Source organism: Nitrospira sp. CMX1, assembly GCF_054902215.1.
In genome coordinates this window covers 1-19,862 of sequence record NZ_JBUBKD010000055.1, presented here as the reverse complement: position 1 = coordinate 19,862, position 19,862 = coordinate 1, and the positions used below count along the sequence as shown (strand labels likewise).

At 55.3% G+C, this 19,862-nt stretch carries 21 protein-coding genes; 16 read left to right on the top strand and 5 right to left on the bottom strand.

What is annotated here, in order from left to right; genetic code table 11:
- The first annotated feature begins 13 nt into the window (after positions 1 to 13).
- The 3 genes from ACYX34_RS13750 to ACYX34_RS13740 all read left to right on the top strand — a co-directional run bounded on the left by ACYX34_RS13750 (position 14) and on the right by ACYX34_RS13740 (position 4,255).
- Complete coding sequence (locus tag ACYX34_RS13750; protein ID WP_086426610.1) at positions 14 to 211, top strand: ubiquitin-like protein Pup; 198 nt, start codon at positions 14 to 16, stop codon at positions 209 to 211.
- Positions 212 to 379: 168 nt separating this feature from the next.
- Complete coding sequence (gene recJ / locus ACYX34_RS13745; RefSeq protein ID WP_462077137.1) at positions 380 to 2,077, top strand: single-stranded-DNA-specific exonuclease RecJ; 1,698 nt, start codon at positions 380 to 382, stop codon at positions 2,075 to 2,077.
- Positions 2,078 to 2,080: 3 nt separating this feature from the next.
- On the top strand, positions 2,081 to 4,255 hold the full coding sequence (locus ACYX34_RS13740; protein ID WP_462077136.1) for a RelA/SpoT family protein: 2,175 nt from the start codon (positions 2,081 to 2,083) through the stop codon (positions 4,253 to 4,255).
- 172 nt (positions 4,256 to 4,427) lie between these two features.
- Here ACYX34_RS13740 and ACYX34_RS13735 read toward each other — a convergent pair whose 3' ends face one another.
- Complete coding sequence (locus tag ACYX34_RS13735) at positions 4,428 to 4,904, bottom strand: DUF192 domain-containing protein (protein WP_462077135.1); 477 nt, start codon at positions 4,902 to 4,904, stop codon at positions 4,428 to 4,430.
- A 130-nt stretch (positions 4,905 to 5,034) separates the two neighbouring features.
- Here ACYX34_RS13735 and ACYX34_RS13730 point away from each other — a divergent pair, with 130 nt between their 5' ends.
- Together ACYX34_RS13730 and ACYX34_RS13725 are read left to right on the top strand one after the other, a co-directional pair.
- Positions 5,035 to 5,220, top strand: coding sequence for a hypothetical protein (locus ACYX34_RS13730; RefSeq protein ID WP_090747688.1), 186 nt, complete (start codon positions 5,035 to 5,037; stop codon positions 5,218 to 5,220).
- Positions 5,221 to 5,320: 100 nt separating this feature from the next.
- Positions 5,321 to 5,896 (top strand): flavodoxin family protein, encoded by a 576-nt coding sequence (locus ACYX34_RS13725; RefSeq protein WP_462077134.1) that lies wholly within the window; start codon positions 5,321 to 5,323, stop codon positions 5,894 to 5,896.
- Between the two features lie 127 nt (positions 5,897 to 6,023).
- On the opposite strand, the gene ACYX34_RS13720 is transcribed toward ACYX34_RS13725, so the two are convergent.
- Positions 6,024 to 6,215 (bottom strand): (2Fe-2S)-binding protein, encoded by a 192-nt coding sequence (locus ACYX34_RS13720; RefSeq protein WP_462077187.1) that lies wholly within the window; start codon positions 6,213 to 6,215, stop codon positions 6,024 to 6,026.
- 179 nt (positions 6,216 to 6,394) lie between these two features.
- Between ACYX34_RS13720 and ACYX34_RS13715 the strand changes: the two genes are divergently transcribed.
- Entirely contained in the window at positions 6,395 to 6,991 is a 597-nt protein-coding gene (locus ACYX34_RS13715; protein ID WP_462077133.1) for a pseudouridine synthase, read from the top strand.
- A gap of 30 nt (positions 6,992 to 7,021) precedes the next feature.
- Here ACYX34_RS13715 and ACYX34_RS13710 read toward each other — a convergent pair whose 3' ends face one another.
- Positions 7,022 to 8,824: a M3 family oligoendopeptidase gene (locus tag ACYX34_RS13710; protein WP_462077132.1), complete on the bottom strand. Its 1,803-nt coding sequence runs from the start codon at positions 8,822 to 8,824 to the stop codon at positions 7,022 to 7,024.
- Between the two features lie 149 nt (positions 8,825 to 8,973).
- On the opposite strand from ACYX34_RS13710, the gene ACYX34_RS13705 reads away from it, so the two are divergent.
- The 3 genes from ACYX34_RS13705 to ACYX34_RS13695 all read left to right on the top strand — a co-directional run bounded on the left by ACYX34_RS13705 (position 8,974) and on the right by ACYX34_RS13695 (position 11,435).
- Positions 8,974 to 9,303: a hypothetical protein gene (locus tag ACYX34_RS13705; protein WP_462077131.1), complete on the top strand. Its 330-nt coding sequence runs from the start codon at positions 8,974 to 8,976 to the stop codon at positions 9,301 to 9,303.
- Between the two features lie 3 nt (positions 9,304 to 9,306).
- The gene (locus ACYX34_RS13700) at positions 9,307 to 10,152 is read left to right on the top strand and encodes a hypothetical protein (RefSeq protein ID WP_462077130.1); all 846 of its coding nucleotides are present in this window, start codon (positions 9,307 to 9,309) and stop codon (positions 10,150 to 10,152) included.
- A gap of 143 nt (positions 10,153 to 10,295) precedes the next feature.
- Positions 10,296 to 11,435, top strand: a complete 1,140-nt coding sequence (locus ACYX34_RS13695) for a leucine-rich repeat domain-containing protein (protein ID WP_462077186.1) — start codon at positions 10,296 to 10,298, stop codon at positions 11,433 to 11,435.
- A gap of 49 nt (positions 11,436 to 11,484) precedes the next feature.
- Here ACYX34_RS13695 and ACYX34_RS13690 read toward each other — a convergent pair whose 3' ends face one another.
- A complete protein-coding gene (locus ACYX34_RS13690; protein ID WP_462077129.1) occupies positions 11,485 to 11,778 on the bottom strand; it encodes a nucleotidyltransferase family protein in 294 nt (97 codons plus the stop codon).
- Between the two features lie 159 nt (positions 11,779 to 11,937).
- Positions 11,938 to 12,255: a tetratricopeptide repeat protein gene (locus ACYX34_RS13685; RefSeq protein WP_462077128.1), complete on the bottom strand. Its 318-nt coding sequence runs from the start codon at positions 12,253 to 12,255 to the stop codon at positions 11,938 to 11,940.
- 151 nt (positions 12,256 to 12,406) lie between these two features.
- On the opposite strand from ACYX34_RS13685, the gene ACYX34_RS13680 reads away from it, so the two are divergent.
- The 7 genes from ACYX34_RS13680 to ACYX34_RS13650 all read left to right on the top strand — a co-directional run bounded on the left by ACYX34_RS13680 (position 12,407) and on the right by ACYX34_RS13650 (position 19,780).
- Positions 12,407 to 13,369 carry a histone deacetylase family protein gene (locus tag ACYX34_RS13680; protein WP_462077127.1) on the top strand — a complete coding sequence of 321 codons (963 nt, stop codon included), beginning with the start codon at positions 12,407 to 12,409 and terminating at the stop codon, positions 13,367 to 13,369.
- Between the two features lie 34 nt (positions 13,370 to 13,403).
- Entirely contained in the window at positions 13,404 to 14,282 is an 879-nt protein-coding gene (locus tag ACYX34_RS13675) for a sulfurtransferase (protein ID WP_462077126.1), read from the top strand.
- 86 nt (positions 14,283 to 14,368) lie between these two features.
- Positions 14,369 to 14,716, top strand: coding sequence for a small metal-binding protein SmbP (gene smbP / locus ACYX34_RS13670; RefSeq protein WP_462077125.1), 348 nt, complete (start codon positions 14,369 to 14,371; stop codon positions 14,714 to 14,716).
- Positions 14,717 to 14,807: 91 nt separating this feature from the next.
- Positions 14,808 to 15,599 (top strand): nitrilase-related carbon-nitrogen hydrolase, encoded by a 792-nt coding sequence (locus ACYX34_RS13665; RefSeq protein WP_462077124.1) that lies wholly within the window; start codon positions 14,808 to 14,810, stop codon positions 15,597 to 15,599.
- A 72-nt stretch (positions 15,600 to 15,671) separates the two neighbouring features.
- Positions 15,672 to 16,232: a YqgE/AlgH family protein gene (locus ACYX34_RS13660; RefSeq protein WP_462077123.1), complete on the top strand. Its 561-nt coding sequence runs from the start codon at positions 15,672 to 15,674 to the stop codon at positions 16,230 to 16,232.
- Positions 16,233 to 16,461: 229 nt separating this feature from the next.
- Positions 16,462 to 17,841, top strand: coding sequence for a DUF3422 family protein (locus ACYX34_RS13655; protein ID WP_462077122.1), 1,380 nt, complete (start codon positions 16,462 to 16,464; stop codon positions 17,839 to 17,841).
- A gap of 919 nt (positions 17,842 to 18,760) precedes the next feature.
- Positions 18,761 to 19,780 carry a heme-binding protein gene (locus tag ACYX34_RS13650; RefSeq protein WP_462077121.1) on the top strand — a complete coding sequence of 340 codons (1,020 nt, stop codon included), beginning with the start codon at positions 18,761 to 18,763 and terminating at the stop codon, positions 19,778 to 19,780.
- The last annotated feature ends 82 nt before the right edge of the window (positions 19,781 to 19,862 follow it).

The following is a 19,862-nucleotide window of genomic DNA, read 5'->3' as shown; positions in this document are numbered from 1 at the left end:
AGGAGGTGCTCGAATGGAAAAGCAGGAACGAAAGCAAGAGCCGAGACGAGAACCACAAGGTAAAGAAGAGGTTAAAGCCAATCCGAAGGTGGTGGAGACCGGGAAGAAGCTGAAAGAAGATATCGATAAGCTGGTTGATGAAATCGACGATGTCCTTGAAAAGAACGCGGAGGAATTTGTGAAGAACTACGTGCAAAAAGGAGGCGAGTAGGCGATCGATTCTCTTCACGTCTCTCTGGTTTCCTCTTCTGTGTACCCCGTCGGTGTTTCCCTCCTGTCGTTGTTTGACAAAGAAGAAGCGACTTATTAGAGTCAGGCACGTTTCTCTGAGTATCATATCCTGAGTGATGCCCAGGCCCAGTTTAATAAGGAGGCAGCGGTGAAGTCTAAGCTCTGGGTCTTTCGGCAGGTCGACCCAATCCAACGGGGCCGTCTCTCGCAGGCCTTATCAATTTCTTCCGCAACCGCCTCGTTGTTGCTCAACCGGGGTGTGATGAATGTCGACCAGGCGGTGGCCTGGATGTCTCCACTCCGAACGCATGATCCCTTCTTGATCCCCGACATCGAGCGAGCCGTTGATCGTTTGCATCAAGCCATGCAGCGGCAGGAGCGTGTCTGCTTTTATGGCGACTATGATGTGGACGGCATGTCCGCGACGAGTGTGTACGTATCGTTTTTTCGTGGCCTTGGGGCACAGGTCCGAGCCTACGTCCCGCATCGGTTGCGCGAAGGATATGGGCTGAATGAGCAGGCGGTTCGAACCCTGGCGCAGGACGGCACTACGCTATTAGTGACGTCGGATTGCGGGACGACGTCGCATCGTGAGATTGCTCTCGCCAGTCAACTGGGGATGGATGTCATCGTGACGGATCACCATCAGAGCGATCTGGCGATGGTACCGGCGTTGGCGGTGATGAACCCCCATCGGCCGGATGCACGGTATCCGTTTCATGGACTCTGCTCCGGTGGTCTCGCGTATAAAGTCGTGCAGGCGTATGAGACGAAATACGGCTCTGGGACGGTGCGTGTAGAGTCACTGTTGGATTTGGTGGCGCTGGCGACGATCGCCGACGTCGTTCCACTACAGGATGAAAACCGACTATTTGTTCGCGAAGGCCTGGTTCAGATTTCGCGCGGTGCACGCTGTGGGCTGCGGGCCTTGAAGCAGGTCGCCGGCGTGACTCGTGACTGTGCGGCGGATACGATCGCGTTTAAGCTCGCCCCTCGGCTCAATGCCGCAGGGCGGTTGGATGGGGCGATCAAAGGGGTCAGGCTGTTAACGACGGACTCTGAGCAGGAAGCGCAAAGGTTGGCTGAGGAGCTGGATCAGCTGAATCATAGGCGCCGGGACCTTGAGGCGACGATACTCGACGAGGCATTGGCTCAAGTCGAGTCGAGGGAATTGCCTGGTGGGATCGTGTTATATGCGCGGGGATGGCATCTTGGGGTCGTCGGTATTGTGGCTGCCCGTATCATGGAACGTTTTCATCGTCCGACGATCGTCATCGCCGTCAATGAAGACGGTATCGGAAAAGGTTCGGCGAGGACGGTGCCGGGTTTCGATCTGTATCAGGCATTGGCCGGCTGCCGGGATGTACTGATTGCGTTCGGAGGCCATCCCAGTGCAGCGGGGGTGACACTCAAGGAGGAGCGAGTACCCGAGTTTGCCGAACGCTTTGCTGCCACGGCGGAAGCCTGGATGCGGAGTACGCACAGTGTGCCGATGTTGCACCTCGACTCTGAACTGCGGCTGGACGAGGTCACGCTCAAACTGATCCGAGAGATTGGGACTCTGCATCCATTCGGCGCGGGCAATCCAGAACCGACTTTTGCCGTAAGAGGATTGAATGTCTTACAAGCCCGCGTCGTGGGGGATAAGCATTTGAAGATGACGGTCCGGCAGGGAGGATCAGTGCCGTTTGATAGCATCGGATTTGGGATGCCGTCCCTGGAGGAGCAGGGATTGTCAATCAATACACCGATCGACGTCGCATTTACGCCGGAACTCAATCACTGGAACGGCTACGATCGAATCCAATTGCGCATTCGAGACATACGGGCGGCAGGAATCGAGTAACTGATGAAGTACGAAACGGTGACGAACATCGATCAACTGCTGGAGCGAGTGCAATCCTATCAGCCTGATGCTGATCTCGAGATGGTGCGCAAAGCCTACGAATTTTCTGCGAAGGCGCATGAAGGACAAGTTCGTCGTTCCGGAGAGCCCTATGTCAAACATCCCATCGCCGTGGCCGGTGTGCTGACCTCACTGAAAACCGATGTGACGGCGATTGTCGCCGGGTTGCTGCACGATACCCTGGAGGATACGGTTGCGACGGCCGGCGAGTTGGAACGAGAGTTCGGCAAGGATGTCGTACATCTTGTCGATGGGGTCACAAAGATCGGGAAGATTACGTTCAAGAGTTCCGAGGAGAAGCAGGCCGAGAACTTTCGGAAAATGGTGCTGTCGATGGCGGACGATATCCGCGTGGTGATCATTAAGCTCGCCGATCGACTGCACAATATGCGCACCCTCGAGCATCTCAGCGAGAAGAAGCGACTTGAGATCGCGCAGGAGACCCTGGAGATCTATGCTCCCTTGGCCAATCGGATCGGGGTCGGATGGGTGAAGAACGAATTGGAAGATCTCTGCCTCAAACATCTGAAGCCGGATGTATATGAGATGTTACGGGTGCGGGTCGCGAAGCGTGATGAAGATCGCCAACAGTACATTCAAGAGGTGCGGGAGCTGGTGGAGAACGCCTTGGCAGAACACGGCCTCTCTGGCGCGGTCTATGGTAGACCGAAGCATCTCTACGGCGTCTATCAAAAGATGAACAAACAGTCGATCTCCTTTGAAGAGGTCTACGATCTCACCGCCTTGCGGATCATTACTGACACGAAGATGAACTGCTACGCCATGCTCGGGGTGATCCACTCGCTGTGGCGCCCGCTTCCCGGTCGTTTCAAGGACTACATCGCCATTCCAAAGTCGAATCTGTATCAGTCGCTCCACACCACTGTGGTGGGACCCAAAGGCGAGCATGTCGAGTTCCAGATTCGAACGGAAGAAATGCATCGAGTGGCGGAATACGGGATTGCGGCGCATTGGAAGTATAAGGAGCAGGGGCGTGTTCAGGATAAGGACAGTAAGGCCTTTGGATGGCTGAGGCAGTTTATCGAATGGCAAAGCGATCTGCCGGACAATCGTCAGTTCATGGATTCGGTCAAACTCGAACTATTCCATGACGTCGTGTATGTCTTCACCCCCAAAGGGACGGTTAAAGAGTTACCGAAAGACTCGACACCGATTGATTTTGCCTATGCGATCCATACTGAGGTCGGTGATCATTGCGTGGGAGCGAAGGTGAACGGCAAGATCGTGCCGCTCAAATACGAGCTGGAGAGCGGCGATACGATCGAAATCCTGACCTCGCCGAATCAGACGCCGCATAAGGATTGGCTCAAGTTTGTCCGCACATCACGAGCCAAGACAAAAATCAAACATTGGATTAAGGCCGAGGAGCAGAAGCGAAGTTTGGAGATCGGGCGGCGATTGCTGGAGACAGAGTTACGGCGGCATGGATTGGCTCCTGCTCAAGTGTTGAAATCGAGCGAGTTGGCGGAGGTCGCCAAACAGGAGGGGTACGAAACGACCGACGAACTGACGATCGCCGTTGGATTTGGGCATATTGCGACCGCGCAAATTGTCAATCGGCTGGTTGCCCCGGCATCCGAGACAACGCCGGTTTCGCACGAACCGGCAACACCCCAGAGGGTATCGAGTGGTCGAGGGGAGGAACCGGGGGTTCAGGTCAAAGGTGGGCGTGATTTGCTGATGCAGTTGTCCCGCTGTTGTAATCCCGTTCCCGGCGATCGAATCTTAGGCTACATCACGCGAGGAAGAGGACTGACGATCCACTCCGTTGATTGTCCGAATCTGGAGGCATTGGATTACGACCGCGCTCGGTTGGTGGAGGTGGAATGGGATACGGCTGCTCCCAGTCTCCATGCCGTCAAAGTTGCCGTCATTGCCGAAGATAAGACCGGTGTGCTGGCGAATGTCTCTTCGGCGATCGCCGAATGCAAGGCGAATATCAGCCGTGCCGAAATCATCACGCGAGAAGACCGTAAGGCTGAGTTGGATTTTATTGTGGAGATCGCTGACACGGCTCATCTGAATCGCGTGCTGAAAACTATTGAGCGGATCGATGGTGTCATTACGGCACGACGGGTTCGATCCTGGCAGCACTGATCAGACTGGATATGCGCTGAGAAGCACTGTAAGTCTGGTCGTCGAACGATCGTCCAGTTTCCTGTGGGATTCGATCCAGAGGAGAACCTGGGAAGCGATGTACGATTCGTTTTTTCAGGCGGGGGAGACCTTGCCGGACGGGCTTTCCTCGCAACCGATTTGCGACCCAACACTACGGTTGGCCGAACTGCAACTTAGACCCTTTCTCGATCTTGTACCCGTCAACGGTTCCTCCTGCGATCTCAAGGACGTACAGCGCGTCATCAGTGTTTGGGCGATACTGCGGACAGGAATCATCACTCTTCGTGCAAATCGGCACATTGCGTTCGATATGCGTCACACGTTTTTTTTCGTCAATCCAGATGAGATCCAGTGCCATCTTGGTGTTCTTCATCCAGAAGTTCCAGGCCTGGGGCTGACCGAAGAAAAATAGCATGCCGTGGTCCTTCTTGAGATGATCTCGATACATGAGGCCAACCGAACGCTTGAGCGGCGTATCGGCGACTTCGGCCTTGATCGTGACTCCCGAAGGCGTTTGAATGGAGATAAGATCAGATCCCGTGGCGCGAGCTGTCTGCACATCGCTGGCGAGCAATCCTCCAGTGAGCACGATATAGGGAAAAAGCCACATCGAGAGTGTGTGTCGCATCCGCGCATCCTAATGATCGAGATCATCTCCAGTCAAGGAGGCGGCCTTCGTGGTAATGACGAGAGACAGCGTTATGTTGCAATTCTGTCGCGTCCTGTGCGATTCTCCAACCGAATCAAGCGAGGAGCCCATGCAAGAGAAGCGGCGGGTGTTGTACAAAAAAGGCGTGTTCGTCTGTCCTGGCTGTCGCCAGTCCTACGTCCAGGAGAAATGGATTGAAGAGTGGCGGATTCGATGTCACCGTTGTACCTACCGAGGGACGCTGACAGAAGTCTCGGTTGAAGAGCATATGGAGGAAGAGACGTTCCGACACTAATCCTCTGGCTTTGTTCTATCTGGACTATCACCCCGTGGTGACACCCCGTACGCAACGACCCTCCTCAAACTTCCCGCTGTCTTTTTTCGCTGTCGTCCTCATGTCGGTGATCCTATCTACTGGCTGTGCCGTGCGGTCCTGGGCGGACGAGGATTTGCCGGGCGTGAAGATTCTTGTGACCTATCACTCTCTTTCCGGCAATACGGAGCGGATGGCCGAGGCGGTCGTCGAGGGAGCCAAGTCTGTGCCGAACGCTCTGGTAGTGATGAAGCGTGTAGGCCTCGTGACGGCGGAAGACCTATTCACTTCCGACGCAGTGATCGTCGGGTCTCCGGTCTATTGGTCCAACATGTCCGGAGAGGTTAAAACGTTCTTCGATAATTGGCAGTTCAAGTTTGGCGTGTTTCCTGACTTCAAAATGAAGAACAAAGTCGGTGCGGCCTTTGCGACCGGAGGGCAGGTCTCCAGCGGCAAGGAAGTGACGATGCTGACGATTCTTGCCGCGATGCTGGGTAATCAGATGATCGTGGTGAGCGGCGGGGGTGCGTTCGGAGCATCTGCTACAACAGAAGGCGATAGCCCGGGAATTGACAAAAAGGAACTGGCCGATGCGAGGGCTCTCGGGCAGCGAGTCGCGGACGTGGCCATATTGATCAGTAGAGCCTCCTCCAAATAAGTGTGTCCTCGCATAGAAACGTTACATGGACAGTGATGACGAAACGATCGGATGGGTCTGATCCGGTGAGGGAACGCTGCGCGCTGGGTTGTGAACGTCTCAGCAAGGTTTCAGGAAAAAGACAGCTCTATCGTCTAGGGCAGGAGGCCGCGGCCCCCTGACTTGCGACCTCGACAAATTCATGGATGTTCTTGGCGCAGCGTCCGCAACAGCCGTGACACTTGAGGTCAAACTTGGCCTTGAGTTGACTGGGCATCACAACTCCGTCCCGCCCCGCGGCTCTGACCTCTGACTCGGTGATTCCTTTGCACAAGCACATGTACATGGAATTCTCCCTTCGACGATTATGAGAAGCATTCTCAGTATGCCAGAAGGTAGACGTTCTGTCAACCCATACGGAACGTTGTCCCGAGGCTTGGCGGGATCAAGACTTTCCCCTTGTTTGACGGAGACTTGAAACACGTAGGGTGAATGGATCACGGTAGGATTTGAGGGGGCATGTCTCTACGGACCATCGCATTTAATAAGCCCTACGGGGTGTTGCCCTGTTTTACCGATCCGGAAGGAAGACCGACATTGGCGGACTATGTCACCGTACCCGATGTCTATGCGGCAGGGCGTCTTGACCAGGACAGCGAGGGACTATTGATCTTGACCTCGGATGGCACCCTCGCCCATCGGATTACCGACCCACAGCATAAACTGCCGAAAGTGTATCTGGTGCAGGTTGAACGGATTCCAGATGTACGTGCAATGGCACAACTCTGCCAGGGGGTGGTACTTGGCGGGAGGCGAACGAGGCCGGCGAAGGTGAGGATCTTGATTGAGGAGCCGTCGCTACCCGAGCGGCCGGTGCCTATCAGGTTTCGGAAAAATGTTCCAACGGCCTGGCTGGAGATCACGATTCATGAGGGAATGAATCGTCAAGTGCGTCGCATGACGGCGGCGGTAGGTCATCCCACCTTGCGGCTGGTGCGCATCGCCATTGGCGCAGTGCGTCTCGGTGATCTCCGACCGGGTGAATGGCGGGATTTGAGAGAGGATGACATGATGTCTCTTCACAGGTGGCATCACCCTCCCCTTGCTGACGCATGAGCCGGTTTCAATAACCAGTCGTTCGGCGATTTACATCGTTTCTTCCAGCTGTTCCACCATCTCCCGGATCGTATCGAACCCTGATTGCCAGAAGGCTTCGGAGGTCATATCGACGCCGACGGTGGCGAGGATCTGTTCTGGCGACTGCGAGCCGCCCGTGGCAAGAAGATCCAAATACTTGGGCACAAAAGAGGTTCCCTGTTCCTTGTACATACGGTACAGCGCCAACACGAGCAAGTTTCCAAAACTGTAGGCGTAGCAATAGAACGGGCTGGCGAAAATATGGGGAATGGTCAGCCACTCCCAGTGAAATTCCTCCGGTACTGTCACGGCCTTGCCGAACTGTTGCCGAAGTTCCTGCCCATAGGTCTTCGCTAATTGATCGGCCGTAGCGCCCTCCGCGACCATCTGATGCGCTAGCTTTTCAAACCGAACGAAATAGGCTTGCCGTAGCACGGTGGCATAGATGTCGTCCAATTGGCCCAACAGAAGGCCTTGCTGAACAGACTTGTTCCGTTCCTGGGACATGAGGGCGTCGGAGAGGATGCGCTCTCCGAAGACGGATGCAGTTTCCGCCAACGGCAGGGTTGAATGGAAGGTGAAGGTGGAGTGGTCTTTGGCCAGCATGCCATGGACGGCATGACCGAGTTCGTGCGCCATGGTCGCAATGTCTCTGGCTTCCCCTGTGTAGTTCAGCATGACATAGGGGGTCATGCCAGGAACGATACTGTAGCAATAGGCGCCGCCTAGTTTGCCGGGGCGTGTCGGGGCGTCGATGTGTCGATCGCGGAAGACCTGCTCGGCTAACTCAGCCAGGTGAGGCGAAAAGCCCCGATAGGCGGCGAGCACCATCGTGACGGCGTCAGCGTACTTGTACTTTTTGGTTTCTGTCCGGTGCGGGGCGTAGAGATGGTATCGGCTCATCGACTTGATCTTGCAGATCTTGGCTTTCAATCTGAAATAGGTCTGAAAGATATCGGCGTTCTTGGCGCAGGACGCCAGCAGGACATCGACGGCCTGGTCTGGTACGTCGTTGCTGAGGTTGCGACTGGCGATGGGAGAAGGAAAACGGCGGAGCCCGAGGTTTTCGGATTTCAGATCGTTCACGAGTGCTTTGTAGATCTCGCCCAGCAAATCACGCTGGGTGGCAAAGACGCGATAGAGCTCTTGATAGGCGGCCTGACGTACGGCGGCCTTCGGGTTTCGCACGTAGGTCATCAGCTCTTCCCGATTAACCGTCTTTTTCTTTCCGCCGACGGTCATGGTGAAGGTGAATCCGTTCGTTACAACATCATAGAGGGTGTGGACGGCGCTTCGGCCGGTGACGTTTTTGAGGTTGAGGATCTTTTCTTCCGGTTCCGATAGAGTGTGCGGCTTGAAGCGCCGGATGGTCTCCAAGTGATAACGCAGGTCGCCTGTGTCGGTCATCAGGCGTGCAGCATTGACGTCATCTACACTTTGCCACCAAAGTTCGAAGAACAGCAGCCGATTCGTCAGACCTGTCAGCTGCTCCTCCACCCGGGTCTTCAACGAACGGGTGTCGGCATTTTTGGTGTTTTCGGAAAACCGCAGATACGCATAGGCCCCGAGGCGCGATGCGCCCTGCGCGATTGCCTCGCTGAGCCGGAGCAGCCTGAGAAGATCTTGGCTGGACATAGAGGGGGCCAGCGTTGATCGTGCGGCTTCCATCTTTGCAACCTTTGACTCCAGCTCGGCGAGCTGCGCGTCGATATCGGTCACGGGATCGTTGACCAGCTGGGTCAGGTCCCATCGGTCGGGAAATGTCGATCGGCTTCGTCTGGTCGCACGTTGCGTCGTGGGCGTTCCGGCCATTGGGTACTCCTTGATGCGTAATCGAATAAAGGCCGATCATATCATCGGTTCCCTTCAGGAGAAGAGAAAAATGTGAGGCCGCAGGCGGAATCCGACTGACTGCATTGACGGAGATGCCGAGAATGTGACAGGTTTTTGGTGTCGTCGCCATGACAGAACAAGAAATCAATCGCGCCATTCAATATGTGACGGCCAGTACTTCTTATGGGAAGGACATGGTCGCCGAGATCTTGCATATCGGACTGGGTGAACTTGTGACGTTGGCCACGCAGGCCAGCCGGCAGTTCGACCGGGAGACGCTCTTGGAGTATGTATCGCAATGGACGATCAGGCGAACCGGTCAGCCTGAACCGCTGGTCCGTGAGGTGTTGGGTTGTGCCGGCCGGTGGTTGGACGATCTGTACGAAGAGGTGGCGCAGCGTCGGCCGCAGTCACTCGGCTTGTCGCCCAACGATGACGAAGATTCGGCGCCGGTATGAGCGATGGCGAGATTTCGTCCGCGAAAGACATTCAGGTTGGTTGCACACCTTCACGGTGAGTATCCGGCGCAAATACCCGCGTGGAGGCGGGAGGAACAAGGACTGTCGTGCAGTCTCCATGAGCAGTGGTCTTCCCTCCATCGGCATTGCGCGGACCAATCGAGCCATCTGCGCCTGAGCCGACTTGTCCGCCGTCTCACACACTATGATTACGGGGTGAGGGAATCCGCGCTCGCCGAGCTAGCACTTGCCACCCAGTTAATTCGCACCGGGGCCCACGTCACGTTCTTGCCGGAATCCCAAGCCCGCACAGCCGATCTTGAGTGCCGCGTTGGAGGTGAACGGTTCTTCGTGGAAGTCACCACGATGGTGGGATCGGCGGAACGGCAACGGTTGCCGCTTCGCGGGCTTGACCTGGATGAGATAGCCGGTGAGGAGGAAGATCGAGGGGTGATCCTCACCCACCGGATTCTCGCGCGTATTCGCCAGAAGGCCAAACAATTGGCTGACTACTGTGATCCGGTTATCCTCGGGATCTCGATCCCACGGGCAGACCTCCAGGGTGACAAGCCCTCTCGGCCTGAACCGATTTGGTTAGACCTCAAAGCCCTTGCCGGGGTGGTCACGGTTTTACTCACCAAAATCTCGACCGTGAGTGCCGTGTTGATCTCGTTGTGGGATGTGGAACCCTTGCCGTCGAAAGCCGGAACCAGATTGGCGAATGTCGAATTGGTAGAGCGTCCACGACACCAGAAGACTCAGCCACGGGTGCGGCTGTTGATTCAGAATCCCAGTGCCGCAGCAGCATTGAGTGAACCACAAGAAGACGCGATCAGGCTGACGCTCTGATGGATGACTCTACGCGACCAGCGTGGTGAGTCCACTTCCGTAATCGGCCTCGCGGCATTGACAGCTTCCTCGCTTCATCGGTACCTTCCGGTTCAGGCACATTAGGTGCACCTGCGTATTTCCTGAGCCATAGCGTGACAGACATGGACGGCATGCAGATCGCTCGAGAGCTGATCGCCGAGGAGCGTGAGAAACAAACCGGCTTCCTTGACCTCGGCAACCTGGAACTCACAGAAGTTCCTACAGAGCTGTTCGAACTCACCCATTTACGAGAATTGAATCTTGGCAGTTGGTATCTGGACAAGGACGGAAAATATCAAGAGTCATGCAATGGCGATAGCAATAGCTCCAATAGCCTAGGCGTATTACCAAGCACGTTTGGCGCGTTGCCTTCCCTTCTGATGCTGTCGCTAGCCGGCAATCCTATTACCGACCTCAGCCCGCTTCAGGCCTGCACCGCCTTACAGCAGCTGAACTGCGCGGGCACTCAAGTCACTGACCTCAGCCCTCTCATCAGCATCCCGAGTTTGCAGAGATTCATTGGGGACGACTGTCATCTCAAAGATTTTCCACGACGGTTACTTTTTCGGGAGAACCTACAAAAGCTCGTTCTCCATGAAACGACCATTCCTGGGATCCCGACTGAGGTACTTTCGGCCGATCTATTTTCAAGCTGTCTCGAAGAATTGCGAGCCCACCTGGTTGATGTGGAGAGTGGCAGCGAAGAGATCCGCGAGGTCAAGTTGGTCGTCCTGGGGAATGGTCGAGTCGGCAAGACCCAGATTTGTCGACGCTTGCGTGGACTTCCGTACGATGACACCGTGGTGTCTACACACGGCATTAACGTGACTGCAGAACCGTGGGCCGACTCGACGAACGAAGAGATCCTGAACATCTGGGACTTTGGCGGGCAAGACATCTATCACGGTGCCCACACGCTGTTCATGAAGACCAGTGCGGTCTTCCTCATCGCGTGGCACCCGGATTTCGAAACCACGGGCGAGCAGTCCGCCGATGGCATCTGGTTCCGCAACTATCCGCTCCCCTACTGGTTGGAATACGTGCGCACGCTGGGCCGCAAGGACTGCCCGGTCATTGTCGTCCAGGCTCGCTGTGACCGACCGGAGCAAGACGTCCATCGCCTTCCGGTGGATGATGCGCTCCTCACGTTCCCATCACTCAAGCCCTGCTGGTACAGCGCAAAAACCAAACGGGGCGATGGAGCCCTGAATGATGCACTCCAGGACGCGATCGAGTATCTCAAAAACCGTGAAGAAGCTTAAGGGGTCAGACCCCGTTGTTCTTGCCCGATATATAGTGCCACGTGCCTGGTCATAGGGCCACGGTGCTCTCCAGAATCGAGGACTTTAGTTCGTCGCGTACATCTCGACGAGGGACCAAATCTACCTTCGTCTCGAGCACCTCTCCGAGATACAGCTCGGCCCCAACCAATTCGAACAGACTGATAGGGCGTAGAATGTCGGCCAGTAAGTCGATATCGCTGTCTGGGCGCTGTTCCTGTCTGGCATATGAACCAAATAACCCCACGACACTCACCCCATATTTGTCGGCAAGAATATCACGGTGTTGACGAACAATTTCGCGAATGTCATTGATGGTTTTCATGGCCTTCTCGTGTGAGAAGCGAGACGCAACCGTCTCCTCACCGCCATCATTCTACGCAGGCCCAGCTGCCCTGTCGAGCAATAGGCTCTTGCGGGCGGGTATTATCACCCGTGGCTCAGCAGGCAGGTGAAAGGGAGGAGGGGGATGGTTTATCAGATTTCACGAAGGAAGTGACTGCTTCAGTGCTTCAAGATTTTTCGTCACCATGGCATCACCGTTCTTGGTTGAGACGTCGATGCCGGTGGCGCAGACGGCTCGGCATTCGTCCAGACGGCCGAGTCGCTGGAGAGATTGAGCCAGTCCATAATAGGCGGCGGAATAGGTGGGTTTGACGGTGACACATTGCCGCAAGGCTTTGGCTGCTTCTTCAAAATTCCCATCGTCCATATAGGCTTTCCCCAATCCAAACCAGGCCACATCGTCGTTCGGATCGATGGCAAGCACTTTCTTGAGCGGTTCAATTCTGGGATTCGGCATGGGTTTCCTCCATGTGAGGACGATAGCAGCGCCGCTGGTGCATTGTCTATGAACTTTCTTGCATGCTAATCTGACAGGTGATCGAGCTCAGAGTTGAAGGTTTCGGGTTATCGATACCAGAAACCCGTAACCCGAAACTCCTCTGCATTTCATGTTTTGCGACGTTGTCATGGGCAAAACTGGCCTCGTCTATCACCCTGCATATCTTGAGCATGACATGGGTCCGGGACATCCGGAATCACCCAACAGGCTTCGTGCCATCATGCAACGGTTAGGGGAGAGTGGCACTGACGCTCACCTGACGCGCATCGAGCCGCGACGAGCCGAAGATGAATGGATCACCCAGGTCCATTCGCCGAACTATGTGGCGTCGCTCAATCGGCATGCACCCACGGAGGGCCGTGTTTCGCTCGATCCTGATACCTTGATGTCACCTGGCTCATTGCAGGCTGCTTACTTAGCGGCAGGCGGCGCATTGGCAGCGGTTGACGCCATCATGGCCCATCAAGTGGATCATGTCTTCTGCGCCGTCCGACCTCCCGGGCACCATGCCGAAGCCGGGCGTGCAATGGGGTTCTGCCTTTTTAATAATGTGGCGATTGCCGCGCGCTATGTTCAAAAGAAATACGGGCTTGCCAGGGTGCTGATCGTGGATTGGGATGTGCATCATGGCAACGGGACGCAGCACAGTTTTGAGGAGAATCCTTCTATCCTTTTTTTCAGCACGCATCAGTATCCGCACTATCCCGGTACCGGTCGCGGAACCGAGCGAGGCAAGGGAGCCGGGGAAGGATTGACCATCAATGCCCCGATGGAGGCCGGGGAGGGGGATGAGGAGTACCACGCAATCTTCCTCCAATCGCTTGTACCTGCAGCCGATCAGTTCAAGCCGGAGTTTGTGATCATCTCCGCGGGATTTGATGCTCATAAAGACGATCCGTTGGCCGGTATGGGGCTAACGGAGGCCGGATACAGGGATCTGACAAACATTGTCGCTGGGATCGCTCAGCGCCACGCCAAGGGCCGCATTCTGTCTTCGCTCGAAGGCGGCTACAACCTTACTGCATTAGCCCACTCCGTGGATGCCCATATCCAGGCACTATTGAGTGCGTGAATTAGGCGCGATTGGATCGTAAAGGAAAGACATCGTGAACCATCCATTCTTGATCGATACTGAGACACTCCAAGCACAGTCGGGGAAGCCTGGGCTGGTCGTGATCGACGTGCGCGGTAGAGCGGCCTATGAATTCGGCGGCCATATTCCGGGAGCCGTTCACTCAACGTGGCATGAGTACAGTGACCCCAAGGCCGTCGTGAAGGGGTTGCTGAATCCAGATCTCGGCCGGATTGAGCAGATCCTTCGTCGTCTCGGGATCAATCACGACAGTGACGTCGTGATCTATTCGAACCCGTTCGACAATTGGGGCGATGAAGGGCGGATGTTTTGGATGTTGGAATATCTGGGGCACCCACGCTTGCGTATCCTGGATGGGGGGTGGGTGAAGTGGACGGCAGAGAAGCGGCCCTTCGAACATGGGCCGGTGTCCTCAACGATGGGGAACTTTACTGCTCGACCAGTGCAAGCCTTGATGATGGTGAAAGACGATCTGAAAACGATCGTGAAGATGCCGCATCCTCAGACGGCGGTGTTGGATGCGAGGAGTGTTGAAGAATACCTCGGAAAAGAAGTGTCGGGGATCCCACGGCCCGGGCATATTCCATCAGCCATTCATTTGGCATGGAACGGCTTCTTGAATAAGGATGCCACGATCAAAGATGTCACCATCATCAAGGAAATGCTGGAGGCGAAGGGCGTTCGACCTGATCAGGAGGTGATTTGCTACTGCACCGGAGGAGTACGGTCGGCCTGGCTCTACTTTATTCTCAAGCTGGTAGGGTATCCGAAGGTCAGCAATTACCCGGGGTCGTGGTGGGAATGGAGCCGGGACTTCGCCGCTCCAGTCGAAAAGGACTTGCAGGCGCTGCAGAAAATTCTTGGATTTTCCTCAGCCCCCCAACATTCTTGACAGTCGTGAGACACGCTGTGTAAGGTGAATTCATGGGACGTAGCAGTATTTTGAACTGTGAATCTTCACCCATCAAGGAGGCAGCCATGATGAGAAGAGTTCTTGGGAGTGCGTTGATGGTGTTTGGGTGCGGTCTGTTGCTGGGGGCGCCGTTGGTGAACGGTGTGGCACTGGCTGGCGACAAGCATGTGGCGGAAGCGGTTGAACATGCAAGGGGCGCTGCATCGCATGGGAAAGAAGGGCATGCCGATGCTTGTGTGCAGCATGCAGAAGAAGCGCTGAAGCATGCGACGGCTGCGGGTGGGAAAAACCCTCATTTACTCGAAGGGGTCAAACACCTTACGGAAGCTGTGAAGCATGGCAAAGCCGGTCATGCGGAGGCATGCACGGAGCACGCTGAGGGCGGTGCCACGCATCTGGCTGAAGTGAAGTAACGACGAGGAATGCGCGCTGTCTTCCGACAGCGGGAAGTTGAGGCGGGTAGGGAGAGAATCCCTACCCGTTCTTATCTGGAGGGATAGTCTGGTGCGAGTCGGCTTTTACCAGTTTGATCCACAGTTCGGTGAAGTCGCTGCGAATCTTGATGTGGTGGCGGCAAAACTGGAACAGGCGGATGCCGATCTCCTCGTGCTTCCGGAATTGTTCGCGTCCGGCTATCAATTCGTGTCTCGTGAGGAGGCCCAGCGTCTCGCCGAGCCGGTTCCGGATGGCCCGACGGTTCGTCGGCTGGTCGATATCGCAAAACGCCGTAAGATGCATCTTGTGGCAGGACTGCCTGAGCGATCCGGATCAGCGTGTTATAACTCCGCTGTGGTCGTTGGGCCTTCGGGGTTTCTGGGGTGTTATCGAAAAACCCATCTGTTTTACGAGGAAACCCAGTTCTTCGCGCCTGGTGATTCTGGATTTCTGGTGTGGGATATCGGGCCAGCGAAGATCGGTGTCATGATCTGTTTCGATTGGTACTACCCGGAGGCTGCCCGCACATTGGCGATTCAGGGTGCTGACATTATTTGTCATCCTTCCAACCTCGTGTTGCCGAACTGTCCGGATTCGATGCCCGTTCGGTGCCTTGAAAACCGAGTGTTTGCCGTGACGTGCAATCGCATCGGTCGAGAAGCCCGTGGTGGGAAGGATCCCTTGACCTATATCGGCCAGAGTGAAATCGTCACACCGAAAGGCGTGATCACGCAGCGAGCGGCTCGCGACAAAGAAGAACTGACCATCATTGAGATCGACCCGACTGAAGCCCGCAATAAGAGTCTCAATCGCTACAACGATCTGCTTCGTGACCGGCGTGCATCCCTGTACAAGTTGTAACCCCTCGCGCGTATTCTGCTGAGAGAAGCCCGGAGCTTGCGCAAGTCGCATGGGCAGGGTAGGATTTCGATCATGAGTACGGAACTTAGGAAAGGGATGTTTTTGATCGCCGCGCCAGGCCTGCGAGACCCAAATTTCCGCCAGACCGTGGTGTTGTTGTGCGAACATGGACCGGAGGGTGCACTGGGTGTCATTGTGAATCGGCCGACCGCCATGTCGATTTCCGAGGCGTTGCCACAGATTCCAGTCATCGAAGGCGCAGGGCATGTCCTGTATGCCGGTGGTCCGGTACAAACCAATCAAGTCATGCTGCTCTATCGGGGGGACCAGTTCCCGGACAATGCTCATCCTGTCTTTGACGGCGTCTGTCTTGGTGGGGATGTCGGGATGGTTGAACGTATTCTCACCGCTGCCGAGACCAAAGAATTCTTCAGAGCCTATCTCGGCTATTCGGGATGGGGACCTGGTCAATTGGAAGGCGAGATGAAAACCGGCTCATGGATTATTCTTCCTGCCGATCCTCAGGCAGTGTTCGAAAAGGATCCGACGCGTGTCTGGGGAGACATCTTGTGCACGTTGGGCGAAGCCTATCGGCCGTACGCAGAGATGCCGGTCGATCCATCCTGCAACTGACCCCTCTCGTGCGGTGCACATATTTGAGCCAACCACCGAATCATTGAACATGGTCGTGCCGGATGGTAGGGTCATGCGGATCCAGATCGTTTGCGGCTTGTTGTTTGTCCGGGGCCGCACCGCGTGACGGAAGGGTTGTTTCGGCGCGGGAGCGATTCAGGGACAACACGAGACAGACGGCACGGGGCGAGCAGGGGTGAGTTTGTCGTGAGTCAGGGAGGAACACAACGTGAGTCAGTCGGATATCGCGCAATCGGGTTCTGACGCATTCTTGCGGAAGTTGCACGAACGTCCGCATCAGCCGATCAGTGAGTGGCTTCGCGCGCCGGCCCATGTGCAGTACGAAGCCTTTCGCATGTCTGACCCGCCCACGGAGCGTCCTGCCAGCCGAGCTGAATTTCAATCGCTACTGGAGCGATTCAACATTCCCGAGGAACGGATCGAGCTGCGAGACAATTTTGGCTATGGCGTGAAGGAAGCAGAGAATGGGGATCGGCTCATTCTCATCTGGCAAGCGCACACGGAATACTACAACTACCAGTTTTGGCATGTGCCTTCGTCCACAACGAGCGCCGTGACCTTTGGACCGTTGACGTTTCCCGCTGCCCCGGTGTCGTTGGCTCCACTTGGTACTGTCGTCTGTCGGTTGGATATCATTCTGAAGGCGGGTGCGCTGCCCTCTCGGGATGAGGTGAGAGGGCAGTTACCGGGGCCTGTGTTGTATGGCAGCCGAATCTTTAATGAGCAGGCAGTCGTCGTCACAAGTTTTACTCCGGACAATCATGGGCGAGAACGGTACTGGGTGAGCGTCGGCCCGTTGCAGGGCGACCACTCACGGCTAAAAGACATCGTCGATGCCATCGTACGGATTGAAACCTACTATCATCTCTTGTTGATGCAGAAGCCGCTCTTCTCTGCCGCGATTGATCAAGTCTATAAATTCGAGCAGGTGCACCTCAAGCAACGAGAAATCATCACAGGGCATATCGGGCATGCCAATTCGGAGACGTTGCAACGGTGGTTGAACAGTCTCACGCAAGACTTGCTGAAAACCAATCGGATGGCCGGCAAGCTGCACTTCGAACTGTCGGCCTCGATTCCGTACGATAAGATCGTGCATGCCACGTTGGCCTCGCTGGCGGAGCAACCCACAGCCTCCTACCGCCCCATCTCCGACTACGTGTTGGGAGGCATTACCGGGGTGGCGGAAGGGTATCAACAGCTCTTGCGCCGGATCGATACGCTCCGAGGTGGATTTGAAGGGATCATCGCCATCATTCGAACCCGTATCGACTTGATCGTGGAATCACAAAATCTCACGCTTCTTCAGAGCGTCGATGAGACAACGAAGAGCCAGGTGATCCTCCAGCATACGGTTGAGGGGTTGTCGGTGATCGTCATCGCCTACTACCTAGCCGGATTGGCAGGATATGTCTTCAAGGGGCTGTATGAACTCGGTTGGCTGAGCAATGCGAATCTGGCCTCGGCGATCTTCGTCCCCATCGCCATCGGCCTGGCTTTTCTCATCACGACGATGAGCAAGAAGTATCTGCATAAAAAACTGGCGGAAGAGCAGCCGGCGCCAAACGCTGAGAAGTCGGAGCCGTAACGGAACTGTCACTCTTCCGTAGCTGGCGCTCCGACCATTTTGTAGACTCCCATCAATTTCTTTGTCAGAATTGCCCATGCGCCTACAGGATGATCAGCGAGAAAGAGCGCGGATGTCCGCGAACCTGTGACGAGGAATTGAACTCGCAAACCTGGCACCCTCCTTACGACTTGCCGCTTTCCGACAGCAGAATCATGCTTGCATCATGGCAGATGTGACGCACAAGATTCGCTTAGCAAAAGAATGGGCATGACAGGAGAAGCAGACCTAGTCCGCATTTCGACTGAGCTTCTCGCCGAGTTCGACCGACGATATGTTCAGTATGCATCGGCCGGTGGTTGAGCCTCGCACGACCACCGACATTGACATTCTGATCCTGCTTGATCCGCCCTCTCAAGAGACCATTCAGTCCTTTGTCTCCTCGGTCTTTACGTCCGCCATTATCCATCCGTCATTTGGTGAACTGGCTGGTCTATCAAACCCATCCCGTTAGCAGTTTCATCGCCCTGCTCAAAGCAGGATGTATGGTTCTCGATCTGAATCAGATCTGATACATCGCTGAATCTCATTCGATACAGGTCTGAAGATTTTGTAGAGAGCGTTCTACGATGGGACACGTCTCAAAGTGGACTATGGTGCTGAAAGCAAAGGGGTATTGCGAATTGCACCAAGTGTGACCCTCTCCCTGACCTCACTGGCATCTCGCTTGCTTTTTAGGAGTGCTATGGCGCTCAAGAGTCGTGCTGTCAACAACTGCTGTTGACTGAGACACAGCGTCCTGCCGATCGGCTGAGTCAAGGAAAGGAGGTGGAGGTCAGCCTCATGACTGATCAACCGTTCATTCTTTCTATCGTGCGGACGCGTGCCTCTGTTGAATGGTGATGTGTCCCTCAACATTATGTAAAAAGGAGATATAGCCATGGCGGTTCCGTCTGAGGAGAAAAAACACTACCCTTGGCGAAAGTATGGCAGGCCTCAAAAGTTCGACAAGAATCTTGGACCATTAAAACTACTTCCTGGCGTGTGGAAAAGCCAGGGGCGTGGATGGAATATGATCGCATTGCCGTTTTCAACGGCGCCGAGCCCGCTGGATTATCGGCTGTTGCTCAATCAGTATAACGAAACGCTTCGATTTGACTTTGTTGATGATAACGTACCGAATCGTGGAGTTGATAAGAACTTCACCCCAACCGTTCAAACTGACCAGTTTATCGTCACGTTGGATTATCAGCAGACCATCGAGCAAGTTGCGGCCACCGATTCTCCGGACAGCGGCGGGTTGGCTGGCAAGCCAGGTCTGGCCATCCATCATGAACCAGGCTTGTGGTTGCATATGAAAAGTCAGATCACCGATGGATTTGATATCGCCAGGCTTGCGACGATTCCACATGGGGACGCAGTGCTGGCGCTCGGTCAGAGCAGCGAACATGCTGGGGCATCATGTATTCCCCATCTTAATACGTTGCCGGAAGGGGTCACCCAAGATGTAGATGGTAATCCCTATCTTCGCCCCTATAAACAATTCCATGACAGTCCATTTAAGGGAAATGTCACTGCTCCAGGATTCCCAGGCTTCGACCCAACACGCACCCATGTTTTATTGGAACTCGCCAATCAGGGTGTCAATGTTGTGAAGACCACAACACTCACGGTTGACACAACGAATCCAACGGGTGGCATTTCGAATATTCCTTTTATCGTGAGGAAGGCCAATGCTGCTGCCATGAAGTCTATCTTCTGGATTCAGGAATTGGCGGAGAAGGATAAGTATGGAGACCCGAAACTCCGCCTGCAGTATTTACAGGTGGTCATACTGGATTTTTTCCCACGTCGGGATGGATTGCCACCCGGTTGCTGCCCCGGTCTTATCCGATGGCCGCATGTCAGCATCAATACGTTAGAGAAGGATGTTGAAGAGAGTAAGAGCTGCTACGCGTAGAGACCGTAGACAGCGATCTGACTCGTGCTGGGGGGGGGGGGGGGGGGGGGGGGGGGGGGGGGGGGAGGGGGGGGGGGGGGGG

Bases quoted from the DNA above. Each gene is read 5' to 3' on its own strand.
- ACYX34_RS13750 (WP_086426610.1), top strand. From the start codon at position 14: ATGGAAAAGCAGGAACGAAAGCAAGAGCCGAGACGAGAACCACAAGGT.
- ACYX34_RS13740 (WP_462077136.1), top strand. From the start codon at position 2,081: ATGAAGTACGAAACGGTGACGAACATCGATCAACTGCTGGAGCGAGTG.
- ACYX34_RS13735 (WP_462077135.1), bottom strand. From the start codon at position 4,904: ATGCGACACACACTCTCGATGTGGCTTTTTCCCTATATCGTGCTCACT.
- ACYX34_RS13730 (WP_090747688.1), top strand. From the start codon at position 5,035: ATGCAAGAGAAGCGGCGGGTGTTGTACAAAAAAGGCGTGTTCGTCTGT.
- ACYX34_RS13725 (WP_462077134.1), top strand. From the start codon at position 5,321: ATGTCGGTGATCCTATCTACTGGCTGTGCCGTGCGGTCCTGGGCGGAC.
- ACYX34_RS13720 (WP_462077187.1), bottom strand. From the start codon at position 6,215: ATGTGCTTGTGCAAAGGAATCACCGAGTCAGAGGTCAGAGCCGCGGGG.
- ACYX34_RS13715 (WP_462077133.1), top strand. From the start codon at position 6,395: ATGTCTCTACGGACCATCGCATTTAATAAGCCCTACGGGGTGTTGCCC.
- ACYX34_RS13710 (WP_462077132.1), bottom strand. From the start codon at position 8,824: ATGGCCGGAACGCCCACGACGCAACGTGCGACCAGACGAAGCCGATCG.
- ACYX34_RS13705 (WP_462077131.1), top strand. From the start codon at position 8,974: ATGACAGAACAAGAAATCAATCGCGCCATTCAATATGTGACGGCCAGT.
- ACYX34_RS13700 (WP_462077130.1), top strand. From the start codon at position 9,307: ATGGCGAGATTTCGTCCGCGAAAGACATTCAGGTTGGTTGCACACCTT.
- ACYX34_RS13695 (WP_462077186.1), top strand. From the start codon at position 10,296: ATGGACGGCATGCAGATCGCTCGAGAGCTGATCGCCGAGGAGCGTGAG.
- ACYX34_RS13690 (WP_462077129.1), bottom strand. From the start codon at position 11,778: ATGAAAACCATCAATGACATTCGCGAAATTGTTCGTCAACACCGTGAT.
- ACYX34_RS13685 (WP_462077128.1), bottom strand. From the start codon at position 12,255: ATGCCGAATCCCAGAATTGAACCGCTCAAGAAAGTGCTTGCCATCGAT.
- ACYX34_RS13680 (WP_462077127.1), top strand. From the start codon at position 12,407: ATGTTTTGCGACGTTGTCATGGGCAAAACTGGCCTCGTCTATCACCCT.
- smbP (WP_462077125.1), top strand. From the start codon at position 14,369: ATGATGAGAAGAGTTCTTGGGAGTGCGTTGATGGTGTTTGGGTGCGGT.
- ACYX34_RS13660 (WP_462077123.1), top strand. From the start codon at position 15,672: ATGAGTACGGAACTTAGGAAAGGGATGTTTTTGATCGCCGCGCCAGGC.
- ACYX34_RS13650 (WP_462077121.1), top strand. From the start codon at position 18,761: ATGGCGGTTCCGTCTGAGGAGAAAAAACACTACCCTTGGCGAAAGTAT.